Here is a 14,548-nt window from a genome sequence, read left to right on the forward strand (position 1 = left end):
TCATGAAACAATCTAGAATACTTTCTTTTCTATTCATATTACTGGCGAATTTTAGTATTTCTGCTCAAGAAAACACAGCAATTAATTGGATTCCTTTTGACCAATTAGATGATTCTCTACATGTAAAACCTAAAAAGGTACTGGTTAATTTTTATGCGGATTGGTGTTTGTATTGTAAAAAAATGGACAGAGTCGCATTTAAAAAGTCAGCTATTATACAAAAGATAAACAAAGAGTATTACGCTGTTAAAATGAATGCAGAAAGTAAAGATACCATCGTTTTTGACGGCGCAATTTTTATTAACAAAGATCAACCGACTAAAAGAAACTCAATCCACGAAATACCATTGCTTTTAGCCTCCAGAAAAAATACTCCTTTCTCCTTACCTGCTATCATATTTTTAGACGAAGAATTTAAGGTTAGAAAACGGTATTTTGAATACATGAGTCCTAAAAAATTACTTTCTGAGCTCTAGATAATAAGCATATTATTTCACTTTTACAGAAAACATTTTCTCATCCTCGATAAAACCACTCAACTGGTCATTCGTTTTTACAGATCCTACACCTGCGGGTGTGCCTGTAAAAATAATATCCCCTATTTTCAAGGTGAAAAACTGAGAAACGTATGCTATCAATTCATCTATTTTCCAAAGCATTAGTTTTGTATTTCCTTCTTGCACAATTTCTTCATTCTTTTCTAAACGAAAATTGATATCATTGACATCAGGAAATTTATCTTTAGAAAGCCATTGACCAATAACCGCCGCTCCATCAAAGGCTTTTGATTTTTCCCATGGCAAACCTTTAGCCTTTAATTGGCTTTGTAAATCTCTAGCAGTAAAATCAATCCCCAAGCCAATTTCATCATAATACTTATGAGCAAATTTTTTATCAATATATTTCCCTAGTTTTTTAATTTTTACCAAAACCTCTACTTCATGATGAATATCATTTGAAAAGTCGGGAATAAAAAAAGGCTGTTTTTTTAAAAGAATAGAAGTATCTGGTTTCAAAAAAATCACAGGATCTGTTGGTTTTTCATTCTCTAACTCTTCTATATGATCTGTGTAATTTCGACCTATGCAAATTAGCTTCATAAATTGATAGGATATTATAATTTAAGACTATTATTTAGTTTACGAAGTCTTACGGCGGTTAGTACTTTCTTTGTATACAATGGAAAATCTGCATTTTGCAACCATCCAAAATAACCAGGCTCATCTTCCRTTACTTTTTCAACTAATTTACCTTTATGCTTGCCAAAAGAAAATATTTCTCTGCCTTCTTTATCATACGCAATAAAACCTGCAAAATCCGCAAACTGTTTTCTAGCACTAAACTCCGCTAAAAACTTAGTATCATTTTCGAGCTCAGGATACTTGTCCAATTGCGCTTTCAAAACCTCATACGTAGCATTGGTATCCGCTTCAGCAGAATGCGCATCCTTCAACTCTTTATCACAATAAAATTTATATGCAGCTTCCAAAGTTCTTTTTTCCATTTTATGAAAAATGGTTTGCACATCTACAGCTACTGTATTTTTCATATCAAAATCCACATCAGCCCTTAATAGTTCTTCTGCTAATAGTGGAATATCAAAACGATTAGAATTAAAACCTCCTAAATCACATCCTTTAATCATTTCACTTACTTTACTAGCTAATTGCTTAAAAGTAGGCTCATTTGCGACCTTCTCATTAGTGATACCATGAACTTCTGTAGTTTCCGGGGGAATTGGCATTTCTGGATTAACCAGCCAAGTTTTACTTTCCTTATTACCGTTAGGAAAGATTTTTAGAATAGAAATTTCTACGATTCGATCTTTAGATATATTTACACCGGTTGTTTCCAGATCAAAAAAACAGATCGGTTTCTTTAATTTAAGCTCCATAAATTGATTGTGTACCCCAAAGATAATAGGTATAACCTATAATCTATCGTAGTCTTCTTTTTTTAACATTTATTATTACTCTAGATGACCTTTACAAAGACATTATCTGCAAACTTACGAGTAACAGTTTCTACCGTCTCATTGAATTGAATACGAATAGACTTATCAAATTCTCTCACTTCAAGAACCTTTATCTCGCTGCTTAAGGCTAAACCTATTTCCGAAACAAATCTTAAAAAATTCACAGAACCGTCATTTACTGCAACCAACCTACAAACATCCCCTTCTTTCAATGATGATAGTGTAATTTTAGGAATCACCTTGTATTCTCCACTTGAAGTAGGAATTAGCTCCCCATGAGGATCTTTCTCAGGAAAATCCATAAATCGATCCAACTCATCTATAAGTTTATATGATTTGATATGTTCTAACTGTTCGGCAACTTCGTGTACCTCATCCCAACTAAAATTTAAGTAATTGTATAAAAAGGTTTCCCAAAGTCTATGTTTTCGGATCAGCCTAACGGCAATAGCACGACCTTCATTAGTAAGTTCTAGTTTTCCGTACTTTTCGCTTACCACATAATGCTTCGCTTTCAATTTCTTGACCATATTATTAGTAGAAGCCGGAGAAACTTTGAGATATTCAGCTAATTGATTATTTCCAACCTTTTCTGAACTCTCTTCTATTAATAATTGAAAAAGAGCCTTTAAATAATCCTCTTCGCTTTTTGTTAAATTATTCAAATTTGATTTGTTAGTCATAGCTAACTTTTTTAGTTTTGCTAATATAATTAAACAAAAATACTAAACCTAACAGATAAAATAGCCTAAACCTTATTCATATTATTTTCGATATGAAATCTGTTTTACTTTTAGGAATACTATTTCGTTGTTATCTAAGAAGTAAAGCCCTAGATAAAATCAAAATTATAAAAATGAGGAAACATATTGCAATTCTTCTTGTTGCGTTATTAACTTTTTTTTCTTGCAAAAAAGAAACAAAAAAAGAGTCCGAAAAATTACAGATTGTAACGACTACAACGATGATTACGGATCTCGTTAAAAATATTGGCAAAGATCTTATTTCAGTTGAAGGTCTTATGGGATCTGGAGTTGATCCTCACTTATATAAAGCAAGTGAAGGAGATGTTAGCAAATTAGTAAATGCGGATGCTGTTTTCTATAATGGTTTGCATTTGGAGGGAAAGTTAGTAGAAGTATTTGAGAAAATGGGGACTCAAAATATCAAAACTGTTGCTCTTGGAGAAATTTTGGACAAAAGCAAATTGATTGGATCTGATTATTTTGCTTCTAACTATGACCCACATATTTGGTTTAGCATTGACAATTGGAAACAGGTAACTTCTTTTACTATTAAGAAATTAATAGAATTAGACCCAAAAAATGCAGAAGCTTTTGAAATCAATGGACAGGAATACCTTGAGCAACTCGATAAACTATCACAAACAATAAAGAAGGTGGTCGATTCATTACCCGAAGAAAAACGAATCTTAGTGACGGCACATGATGCTTTCAGTTACTTTGGGAAAGCATATAAATTTAATGTTGTAGGCTTACAAGGTTTATCTACTACTACAGAAGCAGGTGTGCAGGACGTACAAAAACTCGCTAATTTTATTATTGAAAATAAGTTAAAGGCTATTTTTATCGAAAGTTCTGTCCCTAAGCGAACCATTGAAGCATTGCAAGCTGCTGTGAAATCTAAAAATCATGATGTTACTATCGGAGGAACTCTTTATTCTGATGCTTTAGGAACTAAGGGAACAGTCGAAGGCACCTATATCGGAATGTTTGAACATAACGTAAACACTATTGTTAATGCACTAAAATAATGGAAAACAAAATTGCTGTACAAATAGATGACCTTACGGTAGCATACAATTATAAACCCGTATTATGGGATATTGATCTTGCGATACCAGAAGGTGTACTTATGGCAATTGTAGGACCTAATGGAGCAGGAAAATCAACATTAATAAAGTCAGTCTTAGATATTATAAAACCCATTGCTGGTAGCGTTAAGATATACAATAAACCTTATACAAAACAACGATCTCTAGTTGCTTATGTTCCTCAAAAAGGAAGTGTTGATTGGGACTTTCCCACAACGGCGTTGGATGTTGTAATGATGGGAACTTATGGAAGTCTAGGTTGGATCAAGCGACCTGGACAAAAACAAAAGAAAGCCGCTTTAGAAGCATTGGAAAAAGTAGGAATGCTTGCATTTAAAGGAAGACAGATTAGCCAACTTTCTGGAGGTCAACAACAACGTATTTTTTTAGCAAGAGCATTAGTTCAAAATGCATCTATCTATTTTATGGATGAACCTTTTCAAGGCGTTGATGCTACTACGGAAAAAGCAATTATAAATATCCTCAAAGAATTAAGAAAAGCTGGAAAAACAGTAATAGTAGTTCACCATGATTTACAAACTGTTCCAGAATATTTTGATTGGGTAACCTTTCTGAATGTAAAGAAAATTGCAACTGGACCTGTAAAAGATATTTTTAACGATGATAATCTTACCAAAACTTATGGTATCAATTACAAAGTAAGTGTGCAACAATAACAACTAAATAGTTTTAACTATGGATTTTTAAAATGGATGTTTTAGAATACATACAACTTGTTTTTACTGATTATACGCTAAGAACCATTACTCTTGGCACTGCAGTATTAGGAGCTATTTGTGGTATGTTAGGAAGTTTTGCTGTATTACGAAAACAAAGCTTACTAGGAGACGCCATTTCGCATGCTGCTTTACCAGGTATCGCTATCGCTTTTTTAATTATTGAGACCAAAGACAGTAGTATATTTTTAATAGGTGCATTAATTAGTGGTCTGATAGGTAGTTTTTGGATACGCGGAATTATAAAAAAGACACATCTTAAATCTGATACAGCTCTTGGGCTGATTCTTTCATTATTTTTTGGTTTTGGTATGTTACTATTAACATTCATTCAAAAGTTACCAAATGCGAATCAAGCAGGACTAGAGAATTACCTTTTTGGCCAAGCTGCAACATTGTTAGAACGCGATGTTTGGGTAATGTCTTTGGTTACCGGAATATGTTTGATCATTTTATTTCTTTTTTGGAAAGAACTTAAGTTATCACTTTTTGATGCTGATTATACCAAAACTTTAGGATTCAATACTAAGTTCTTAGATATCTTAATAACTACATTTATTGTTATAGCCATTGTTTTAGGTTTGCAAACAGTTGGAGTAGTATTAATGAGTGCAATGATCCTTGCTCCTGCAGCAGCGGCTAGACAATGGACTAATAGCTTATCTATAATGGTAATTTTAGCCGCTATTTTTGGGGCCTCTTCTGGAGTAATTGGAACTGCTATAAGTGCTAGCCACAATAATTTATCTACAGGACCGGTTATTGTTTTGGTAGCAGCAGTATTTGTATTAGTTTCTTTTATATTTTCTCCAGGTCGTGGCTTATTATTCAGAGAAATTCGATTTAGAAAAAACAGAAATGATTTGCAATTACATAAGACACTTTCTTTCATGTATAATATTGCCAAAGATCACGAAGATATCTCACACCCTCATGCTATCAAAATATTGAATAATTTCCAAGGTTTCACCAAGCGATCTTTACAAAAATTAGAAAATAAAAATCTAGTTAAAATTGATGGAAACATGTGGTCTTTGACTACTTCTGGATATGAAACGGCAGCAAATTTATATAATCAATTAACGCAAATTAATGATGAGTAGCGCACAAATTGAAATACAATTAATTGCCAGCTTGGTAGCTATTGCTTGTGCTATTCCAGGAACATTTTTAGTATTGCGAAAAATGGCGCTAATCACAGATGCTATTAGTCACTCGATTTTACCAGGAATTGTAATCGGTTTTTTTATAACTCAAGATTTATCTTCTCCTCTTTTAATACTTCTAGCTGCCTTGAGTGGGGTTTTCACTGTTATTCTAGTGGAATTTATTCAAAAAACAGGATTGGTTAAGGAAGATACCGCCATCGGATTAGTTTTTCCGGCGTTGTTTAGCATTGGAGTGATCATGATTGCCCAAAATGCAAATGATATTCATCTGGATATAGATTCAGTACTTTTAGGAGAACTGGCTTTTGCTCCTTTTGACAGATTAACAATCCAAGGAATAGATTTAGGTCCTAAATCTCTTTGGATTATTGGCACCATTCTCGTAAGTACTTGTGGGCTGCTTTTTGCTTTTTTTAAAGAGTTAAAAGTTAGTACATTCGATGCTGGGCTTGCTGCAGCCATTGGACTATCTCCAGCTATAATGCATTATGGACTCATGACTGTTGCATCTATCACAACCGTTGGGGCTTTTGATGCGGTTGGAGCAATATTGGTTATAGCATTTATGATTGCACCTGCCGCTACTGCTTATTTGCTTACAAATAATCTAAAGAAAATGATCTTGCTAGCTTGTGTTTTTGGAGTAATCGCCGCAATTTCTGGATATTGGTTGGCACATGGATTAGACGCTTCTATTTCAGGATCTATGACCACAGTATTAGGAATTATCTTTTTAGTAGTGTATTTATTCGCTCCCAATAGAGGATATTTTTCAGTATTATATCGTCAAAAACAACAAAGAATTGAAGTTTCTTTACTTACTTTTTTATTGCATTTAGGCAATCACGTAGATGATGAAAACGAAAGACATGTTAAACACTTAAATGATCATATTAACTGGCAAAAAGTGAAATCAAAATCAGTATTAGACCTAGCGCTAAAAAACAATATGATTAGTATTGAAAATGATATTGTTTCTTTAACTGAAAAAGGCCAACATTTTACAACAGAAGCAATTGATTATATCATAACCAATAAGAATTCTGAAATTGAAAAAATGAAAGATCGATTCTTCTTATTTAGGGGATAGTATTATTTTCTTGCTACAAAACAGATAATTTGATAACCTACCATTTCTAAATCTTATTATCTTTATGTAAAAAGACATATGTGGTCAACTCTTAAAACACCTATCTTCCTTTTTATTTATTTGAACAGCCTACTATTTACGGTAAGTTTCGCTCAGAAAAAATCTGTATATTTAATAGAAGTTGTACAAAAAAAACGTACCATTATTTATGTAAAAAACGATACAGATTCTGACAAAAGTGTTTTTCTAAAAATTAATCCGATTGGATATCGAAAAAGTGCTCAGAAACCTATTATCAAAAATATCCCTGCCAATAGTAAGATACAAATGACAATTCTTATTCCTTTGACAGATCAAGAATCCTCTTACACTTATAATCTCATTGTAAATGAACAATTGGAAAACATTTCTGCAAAACGAAAAAAGCAAAAACCAAATTAAATCTTGTCAAAAACCCTTATAAACAATTAAATATCAAATATTTATCTAAAATAAAACAACTTCAGTAAATAACTGATCCTTTTGTAATTCAATGATTCTATATCCAAATGAATTACTATGAACTTTTATTTCATCTAAATCCTTTTCTACTTGATAAGATACTGCTGGCGTAACATATTGATGGATATTTTTATAGATTTGATGATTGTTCATATGGTAATGACCAGAAAATATCGTAATATCATTATGATATTCCTCTAATATAGATTGGATCTTCTCTTTCCCTTTCAGAAAAAATTTCTTATCCATAAGGACTGGAATCGGTATAATCGGATGATGGATAAAAAGCAGTATCCTCTTCTGAGTAATTAATTCTTTTCCAAGCCATTCTAGTTGTTTTTGATCTACTACTTCCTTACTAGAGTCAAAAAAAATAAATTTAAAAAAATCAGTTTCCCATCTATAATAAGGAGTATCTATGTTAGGACGCAGTATCTTCTGACAAGGATAAACTATGGAAAAATCATCATGATTTCCTAAAGAAATTGACCAATCATACGGCTCTAATGATTCAAAAAACCATGGCAAAGAAGCGTTTTCTCCAATGTCTCCTCCAATAATAATTTGCTTGATGTTTCTTTTAGATATGTCATCTAAAATTTTCTCCCAGTTTTCTCTCGCATTTACTCCAACAGTTTTAGGAAACGGTTCATCTAAATGTATATCTGTAACATATGCTATTCTCTTACTCACACACCCAAATTAAGGATTTAATGATGAATAATTGTTAGAAATAGTATAACAACTATAACTTCTCCTCTAACCTACTTGTTGTATAACACTTAAAGTTTGAGAAAATACTTTTTGAAAGTCTGTTTCAGGAGTGTAATGTGTATATACCGCTGCTATTGGAGTCAAAATATTAAAATCACTTTTTTCCATATCTCCAGACATTAATGCAAAACAAGCCAATGCATCTTCATAATTTTCCGAAATTCCAAAAATCACACCTTTATATAAATTTATAAAGGATGTTGAATATGAATCTGAAAATCTATCTAATCCTTGAGTACACAATTGCATTGCCATATCATATTCTGAGGAAAGTAACTTAAATTTAATTCGATTTAAAAAAGCATTTCTACAAAAAATACCATTACAAGCCAATTCTAACATATTCATAGCTTCATCGAACTGTTCAAGATTATAATGAGAACAGGCTACTATGTTCAGCGCTTCCGGTATTTGCTTCATAAAAGGTCCTGGAACGCCAGGATCCATAGGATATTTATCAAAAAAGTCACCCAATAACGTTATAACCTTTTCATCATCATTCTCAAAAAAGGCGACCTTAGCTTTTTCATATAATGTTGGAAAAAGCTCCATTGGATTTACATCCTCACTATCTAAGTACTGTAAAAAATTATCAAGGGTTTTATAAATCATTTGAAAACCTCCAGTTTCATGATTTCCAAAATATATCGGACAGTTTTCATTCGTTATATTAACCGCAAGAAAATCCGTTTCATCATCCAAACTCGAAAAAGCAATATATTGGCACTGATCACTTTCAGAAGCTGTTTGAATCCAATCCGAATGCCTATCCATTAATTCCGATATAGTATCCAGAGAAAAGTCTAAATCAAACTCACAGCTAGGATCCCAACCAGGCAAATTAGCAATAGTATGATCCTCATAGGTTTCGATTTCTGAAAGATAAAAAGTTTTAAGACGTTCGGGAATTGAAATTTCACTCCAGGATTCTACAGTATTCAATAAGTTTGACATTTGAATTAGCTTTTACAATTAACAGCAATCAAATATCTATTGTCATAGCTTATTTCCCTACACTGTTTTCAGTGAAATATTTATTTCTTAAGGTAATCCAATTTGGTATCTAAAACTCTACCCTCTTTTTTGGCTTTTAAATCCATTGCCGCACCAATTGCTAAACCTATTGACATTCCGATAGGCATTCCAAATGACATTCCGTATACTAGACTTTTTGATTGATCAGTATTAGCCCCAAAAACAACTCCGAAAATCATTCCAACACTCATACCTAAACACATTCCTATACTCATACCAATGGTCATGTAATGCTCGCTTGAAAGTAAAGAAAGTTCTTTTCTAATATAGCTACAAAACTCCGAAAGTTTTCCTTTGAAGTATTTCTTTCTTTCTTCCCTTTTTACATCAATACTAACATCATCTAATTTATTTTGAATTCCATCCAATTGTTCTTCAGAAAGATCTCTATTTTCTAATTGAGATAATATATTTACAAACTTTTTATATATTTTTTCTTCAGACCTATCTTCAGTTTCTGTGATCAAATTTTTGAAAAATTTCGAAGCTTCATTAATATCCATAAAGTCAAAAATTAATATTATAAAATACTTTCTATTAAATTAGTACCTTTTAATAAGGTTTTGTTACATCTTAATTAGCAAAAGAGTTCTCATAAAAGATCTTTCTAGATCATTCTCCCAATAATAAAACTAGGCTGAACAGTCGCAATCATCTATTAAAACAAGCCTCCATTTATTGTCTGCAATCATAAAATACATGGTTTTAATGATATGTTTTTCTTTCAAGACATCTACTTTAATTTTCATATTATTCCGATAGTTTGCAGGAATATAAATTTGTTTAGAAGTTCCATTTACAACATCAGCATAGGTTGGTAGTTTATCTACTTTTATATAATACACTCCATCTGCATCTTTACTTTCTTCACAAAAACCACCTTCAGGAGATCGGTTTTCATAAAGAGTAAGAGGATCTACTTTGGGAAATATCGGTATATAACCTTCAAAATTATCGCATAATACGCATGCAGAACCAGGATTAAACAATCGATGAACACCTATATCTTTTTTTACAAACCGAGTTACTTTAGGCGACTTATCTCTAATAAGGTTATTGATATATTCTCCAAAAAAAGTGGTATTCATAAAGTATTTCAAAAAAGGTTCGAAATTATGCAAGGAAGCTTTTTGCTTTATTGAAGTTTGCGAACCAAAAACCCAACCTTTTTCACCTTTAAAATCAATATAATACCAGAAATCTTCTTGTCCTCTAATTATTTGCATATCTGATTTCTTGAGAACCGAACAAGTATCTCCAGTATTTAATTTCATTACAACTCTACCAGTTTTTGGAGTTTCCCGAACCCAGATATCTTTACCTTCAATTACCAATACATCTTGACCTAAAAGCACATTAGAACAGAGCACAAGCATTATAATTGCTACTAGCTGTTGTATTGATCTAATTAGGACTTTGTTTAACATTGCAGTTTCTATCTATTCATATATAACAATACAAATTTGAATAAAATACTATTTTGGCACCACACCGTTTTCCGTGAAATAAAAAACCACGATAACGAAAATCGTGGTTTTTTATATCTTATGACGAATGAGGTATACAATCTATAATTTTATATACTATTGAATATTTTAGTAAACTCAATAAGCTTGTTATCTTTTTACAAATCGCAATGTTGTTTCTTTCGTATCAGATTTCACTTTCATAAAATATAACCCTTGTGGTATGGAGCTCACATTGACACTTTCTGAAACCACATTTGAACGATTCAAGATTTTTTTTCCTTGCATCGTATAAATTTCGATCTCCTGATTTTTCGAATCAAAGTTGTCTATAAACAAATTATCTTTTACAGGGTTTGGATATATCCGTATTGGGTTTTGAACAGAAAAATCTCCTACACTTAATGTTTGATCTTGAAAAGTAACAATTACTTGAGTCCCTAAAGTACCATAAAATGTATTACCCAAATTCACTATTCCTAACATAGCTCCTGAATAACCTGACAGAACTGTTGTAAAATCTGCAATAGGAAGTACTGCATCTTTTAAATTTATTCTTCCCAATAGATGTCCTCCAGGAGCCTCTACAGAAAGATACATAAAGTCATCAACAACGTGCATTTTCTGAATAGTTCCTCCCGTAACTCCAGTGTCAATTACTAATTCTTGACTCAAACTAGATGCTGACAAATCTATCTTATATATCGCATTTCGAACACCAGAACCATCCGTATCACTAGCATAATACAATTCATTATTATAAAATGTAAGATCTCCCATATTACCAGTAGCATCAGTATAAATAGAAGTATAACTTGCTGGACCAACACTCAAATCAATAGTATGAAGAGATCCATTAGTAGCTTTATACAATATATTATTATTAATAGTTAGACCTTCCGAAATCCCTGTAGCAGAAAAGGCTTCAGACACCATTGGTACTGATGCATCAAGATCTACCTTTCTAACTTCAGTAAAACTACCTACATAAATATCATTATTTTGTTCATCATATATCATTTTCCAAGGACCTTGCGCTACCGTCCAACCGGTAGCTACAGTTTCTGGAACAGGATTACTATCAGTCAAATCTATTCTAGATACTTCTCCTGAACTAAATTCTCCGACATAAAGGTAATTATCTATTAACACTATTGATATTGGAAAATCACCAACATATACATCAGTATATACTGTTTGGGCTTTCAATAAATTGACTATGAAAATAAATGTAAAGAAAATAGTACGTTTCATTGTTCTCGTTTTTTGATGATTGCTCGGCAAATATAACAGAGAATTTTGATTATTAACAATTAAAAAACCACGACAATACATGTCGTGGTTCTATTGTATTATACTTTTAAAAAAGACTTAACTTAAAACTCTCTATTTACGTCAAAAGCTTCTAGGTAATCTTTTACTCTTTGCACAAATTGTCCTCCTAATGCTCCGTTTACCACTCTATGATCATATGAATGCGATAAGAACATTTTATAACGGATACCAATAAAGTCGCCATCAGGTGTCTCGATTACAGCTGGCACTTTACGAATTGCTCCTAATGCTAAAATAGCTACTTGAGGTTGATTGATAATAGGTGTTCCCATAATACTCCCGAAAGTACCTACATTCGTTACTGTATACGTACCACCTTGAATATCATCAGGTTTTAACGCATTATTACGCGCTCGATTGGCTAAGTCATTTACCGCCTTAGTCATACCTACTAGATTTAATTGATCTGCATTTTTTATCACTGGAACAATTAAATTACCATCAGGTAACGCAGCTGCCATACCTAAATTAATATTTTTCTTTTTAATTATGGAATCTCCAGAAACTGAAATATTAATCAATGGGAAATCTCGTATTGCCTTAGCAACAGCTTCCATGAATATAGGAGTAAAAGTCAGTTTCTCTCCTTCTCTTTTCATGAAATCACCTTTTACCTTATTTCTCCAATTCCAGATATTAGTAACATCTGCTTCTATAAAAGATTGTACATGAGCAGAAGTCTGTACGGATTCTACCATATGGTGAGAGATCAGTTTCCCCATTCTCGTCATCTCTATGATTTCATCATCTCCAGAAGCTACAACTGGTGTTGCCTTAGGTGTTTCTTTCTTTGCAATTGGTGCAGAGGTAGCTACTTTTGGAGTTGCAACTTCCGGTGCAGCAACTACTTTAGCGGTTTTTCCAGCTTTGCGATCCTCTACATATTGTAAAATGTCATTTTTCGTAACTCTTCCATCTTTTCCTGTTCCTGAGATACTTTCTAATTCGGTTAGAGATACTCCTTCTGCAGAAGCTATATTTTTAACCAAAGGAGAATAAAACTTAGAACTTTCTGCATAATCAGTCTTTGACACCACAGTTTCGGTAACTGCCGCCATATCATTTTCTATAACTGCAGCTGTTTCTGGAACAGCCTCAACTTTCTGAGTTGTATCGGCAGGAGACGCATCAACAACTCCTTCACCTTCTGTCTCAATAATAGCAATGGTTTGACCAACTTTTACTACATCATCAACTTCAAAAAGTTTTTCTACCAATACTCCTTCGACTTCACAAGGGACTTCGCTATCAACTTTGTCAGTTGCAATTTCTAATACTGCATCATCCATTTCGATAGTATCCCCAACTTCTTTTAGCCAAGTTGTTATCGTTGCTTCTGCAACACTCTCACCCATCTTCGGAAGTTTAAGCTCAAATTTTGCCATATTCTTAATCAAAGGTATTTATTAGTTATGTTTTTTGCGAAATTAATAAAATTTAAGCTCTTAGATTATTTTTCCTTTATTAAAGTTTCTTTAAAAAGCGATTACTTCTCCTTTTCCATCACTAAAATCGCTACCTAACATAAAATTACATCCTGTTGGTATGATCTTAAATGTGATGCCTAAATTCTTTAATTCTTGCATTTTTTTTATAATCTCTCCAAAGCTCATCATATCATTGTCAAAGATAAGCTCGTTATTACGATATGCCAAATCACGAGCAGATTCTACAGAAGTAAATTCCACTTCTTTTTGTAAAACACTACTAAGTCGCTGTCTAATTTCTTCATTCTCTGACACTAAATAGTAGTTCTCAGTTATTTCTTTTTCTTTTTGATGATTCTTAAAAGACTGTATTACTGAAATAAAACGAATTCCAACAGAAACAATAGCATCTAAGAACCAATTGCTTTTAAAGTGTTTACGATAAAACAATCGCATAGCGCCATAAAATCGTTTAATGTATTCTGAGTTCCGATCTGTACTCTCACCTTTATAATGAATAACAGGAATAGAGCCAATATAATAATTCTCCAGCCCCTTTCTTTTCATTTTATACGAAAGGTCAATGTCTTCTCCGTACATGAAATAGTCTTCATCAAAACCAAATACAGATTCATAAGCTGTTTTTTTGACTAAAATAAAAGCACCCACTAAGATATCCACATCACCAATAGCTGTTTCTGAAATATGATCTGCATAATAGTTTTTTACCTTCCTTAATTTGATTCCGAACAAACGTCTGAATGAAGTTAATGGAGAAGGTACATTACGTTTACTTTCAGGTAAAAAATTGCCTGTACCATCAATCAATCTAGGTCCAACCATTCCCATATGAAACAGCTTTTTTGAAGCTGCTAGAATTTTGATAAATGTATCTTCGGCCACAACGGTATCAGGATTAAGAATACAAATATATTCTCCTTTAGCCATAGCTACTCCTTGATTGTTTGCCTTAGCAAAACCTACATTCTCTTTATTTTCAATAAGTGAGACATTTGGAAAACGCTCTTTTACCATTTTACAACTATCATCAAGAGAGTTATTATCTATAACAATAATCTCTGCATTCAAGTTTTTTGTAGCTTTTTGAACACTAAGTATACAAAGCTCTAAAAAATAACGTACGTTGTAATTAAGAATAATGACGGATAATTCCAGGAGATCGTGTTTTAAAATTAGGTACTAAG

At 32.5% G+C, this 14,548-nt stretch carries 16 protein-coding genes; 6 read left to right on the forward strand and 10 right to left on the reverse strand.

Annotation, left to right across the window (positions count from 1 at the left end; translation table 11 throughout):
* Positions 1–2: 2 nt before the first annotated feature.
* Positions 3–476, forward strand: coding sequence for a thioredoxin family protein (locus GBO31_RS08550; RefSeq protein ID WP_219007915.1), 474 nt, complete (start codon positions 3–5; stop codon positions 474–476).
* 12 nt (positions 477–488) lie between these two features.
* Here the strand turns inward: GBO31_RS08550 and GBO31_RS08555 are convergent, their stop codons facing one another.
* From GBO31_RS08555 to GBO31_RS08565, 3 genes are all read right to left on the reverse strand, one after another.
* Complete coding sequence (locus GBO31_RS08555; protein ID WP_219007916.1) at positions 489–1,100, reverse strand: fumarylacetoacetate hydrolase family protein; 612 nt, start codon at positions 1,098–1,100, stop codon at positions 489–491.
* A gap of 14 nt (positions 1,101–1,114) precedes the next feature.
* A complete protein-coding gene (locus GBO31_RS08560; RefSeq protein ID WP_219007917.1) occupies positions 1,115–1,894 on the reverse strand; it encodes a 3'-5' exonuclease in 780 nt (259 codons plus the stop codon).
* An 80-nt stretch (positions 1,895–1,974) separates the two neighbouring features.
* Positions 1,975–2,658, reverse strand: a complete 684-nt coding sequence (locus tag GBO31_RS08565) for a metal-dependent transcriptional regulator (RefSeq protein WP_219007918.1) — start codon at positions 2,656–2,658, stop codon at positions 1,975–1,977.
* 173 nt (positions 2,659–2,831) lie between these two features.
* Between GBO31_RS08565 and GBO31_RS08570 the strand changes: the two genes are divergently transcribed.
* From GBO31_RS08570 to GBO31_RS08590, 5 genes are all read left to right on the forward strand, one after another.
* Positions 2,832–3,749: a metal ABC transporter solute-binding protein, Zn/Mn family gene (locus tag GBO31_RS08570; protein WP_219007919.1), complete on the forward strand. Its 918-nt coding sequence runs from the start codon at positions 2,832–2,834 to the stop codon at positions 3,747–3,749.
* The gene (locus tag GBO31_RS08575) at positions 3,749–4,486 is read left to right on the forward strand and encodes a metal ABC transporter ATP-binding protein (RefSeq protein ID WP_219007920.1); all 738 of its coding nucleotides are present in this window, start codon (positions 3,749–3,751) and stop codon (positions 4,484–4,486) included. Before GBO31_RS08570 ends, GBO31_RS08575 begins: the two co-directional genes overlap by 1 nt.
* Before the next feature lie 32 nt (positions 4,487–4,518).
* The gene (locus GBO31_RS08580) at positions 4,519–5,649 is read left to right on the forward strand and encodes a metal ABC transporter permease (protein WP_219007921.1); all 1,131 of its coding nucleotides are present in this window, start codon (positions 4,519–4,521) and stop codon (positions 5,647–5,649) included.
* Positions 5,642–6,805 carry a metal ABC transporter permease gene (locus GBO31_RS08585; protein WP_219008001.1) on the forward strand — a complete coding sequence of 388 codons (1,164 nt, stop codon included), beginning with the start codon at positions 5,642–5,644 and terminating at the stop codon, positions 6,803–6,805. The genes GBO31_RS08580 and GBO31_RS08585 overlap by 8 nt, the downstream gene beginning before the upstream one ends.
* 78 nt (positions 6,806–6,883) lie before the next feature.
* Positions 6,884–7,246, forward strand: coding sequence for a hypothetical protein (locus GBO31_RS08590; protein WP_219007922.1), 363 nt, complete (start codon positions 6,884–6,886; stop codon positions 7,244–7,246).
* 45 nt (positions 7,247–7,291) lie between these two features.
* Here the strand turns inward: GBO31_RS08590 and GBO31_RS08595 are convergent, their stop codons facing one another.
* The 7 genes from GBO31_RS08595 to GBO31_RS08625 form a co-directional block, all read right to left on the reverse strand.
* Positions 7,292–7,999, reverse strand: a complete 708-nt coding sequence (locus GBO31_RS08595; protein WP_219007923.1) for a metallophosphoesterase family protein — start codon at positions 7,997–7,999, stop codon at positions 7,292–7,294.
* Between the two features lie 66 nt (positions 8,000–8,065).
* Complete coding sequence (locus GBO31_RS08600) at positions 8,066–9,034, reverse strand: hypothetical protein (RefSeq protein ID WP_219007924.1); 969 nt, start codon at positions 9,032–9,034, stop codon at positions 8,066–8,068.
* A gap of 80 nt (positions 9,035–9,114) precedes the next feature.
* A complete protein-coding gene (locus GBO31_RS08605; protein ID WP_219007925.1) occupies positions 9,115–9,618 on the reverse strand; it encodes a hypothetical protein in 504 nt (167 codons plus the stop codon).
* Between the two features lie 129 nt (positions 9,619–9,747).
* A complete protein-coding gene (locus GBO31_RS08610) occupies positions 9,748–10,542 on the reverse strand; it encodes a hypothetical protein (protein ID WP_219007926.1) in 795 nt (264 codons plus the stop codon).
* A 189-nt stretch (positions 10,543–10,731) separates the two neighbouring features.
* Entirely contained in the window at positions 10,732–11,835 is a 1,104-nt protein-coding gene (locus GBO31_RS08615; protein WP_219007927.1) for a T9SS type A sorting domain-containing protein, read from the reverse strand.
* A 122-nt stretch (positions 11,836–11,957) separates the two neighbouring features.
* Positions 11,958–13,301, reverse strand: a complete 1,344-nt coding sequence (locus GBO31_RS08620; protein ID WP_219007928.1) for a dihydrolipoamide acetyltransferase family protein — start codon at positions 13,299–13,301, stop codon at positions 11,958–11,960.
* A gap of 90 nt (positions 13,302–13,391) precedes the next feature.
* Positions 13,392–14,537, reverse strand: a complete 1,146-nt coding sequence (locus GBO31_RS08625) for a glycosyltransferase family 2 protein (protein ID WP_343211295.1) — start codon at positions 14,535–14,537, stop codon at positions 13,392–13,394.
* Positions 14,538–14,548 lie beyond the last annotated feature (11 nt).

Source organism: Aquimarina litoralis (assembly GCF_019295435.1).
GTDB lineage: Bacteria > Bacteroidota > Bacteroidia > Flavobacteriales > Flavobacteriaceae > Aquimarina > Aquimarina litoralis_A.

Coding starts and splice junctions, on each gene's coding strand:
- GBO31_RS08570 (WP_219007919.1), top strand. CDS start 2,832: ATGAGGAAACATATTGCAATTCTTCTTGTTGCGTTATTAACTTTTTTT.
- GBO31_RS08555 (WP_219007916.1), bottom strand. CDS start 1,100: ATGAAGCTAATTTGCATAGGTCGAAATTACACAGATCATATAGAAGAG.
- GBO31_RS08605 (WP_219007925.1), bottom strand. CDS start 9,618: ATGGATATTAATGAAGCTTCGAAATTTTTCAAAAATTTGATCACAGAA.
- GBO31_RS08620 (WP_219007928.1), bottom strand. CDS start 13,301: ATGGCAAAATTTGAGCTTAAACTTCCGAAGATGGGTGAGAGTGTTGCA.
- GBO31_RS08565 (WP_219007918.1), bottom strand. CDS start 2,658: ATGACTAACAAATCAAATTTGAATAATTTAACAAAAAGCGAAGAGGAT.
- GBO31_RS08550 (WP_219007915.1), top strand. CDS start 3: ATGAAACAATCTAGAATACTTTCTTTTCTATTCATATTACTGGCGAAT.
- GBO31_RS08590 (WP_219007922.1), top strand. CDS start 6,884: ATGTGGTCAACTCTTAAAACACCTATCTTCCTTTTTATTTATTTGAAC.
- GBO31_RS08580 (WP_219007921.1), top strand. CDS start 4,519: ATGGATGTTTTAGAATACATACAACTTGTTTTTACTGATTATACGCTA.
- GBO31_RS08585 (WP_219008001.1), top strand. CDS start 5,642: ATGAGTAGCGCACAAATTGAAATACAATTAATTGCCAGCTTGGTAGCT.
- GBO31_RS08610 (WP_219007926.1), bottom strand. CDS start 10,542: ATGTTAAACAAAGTCCTAATTAGATCAATACAACAGCTAGTAGCAATT.
- GBO31_RS08615 (WP_219007927.1), bottom strand. CDS start 11,835: ATGAAACGTACTATTTTCTTTACATTTATTTTCATAGTCAATTTATTG.
- GBO31_RS08600 (WP_219007924.1), bottom strand. CDS start 9,034: ATGTCAAACTTATTGAATACTGTAGAATCCTGGAGTGAAATTTCAATT.
- GBO31_RS08575 (WP_219007920.1), top strand. CDS start 3,749: ATGGAAAACAAAATTGCTGTACAAATAGATGACCTTACGGTAGCATAC.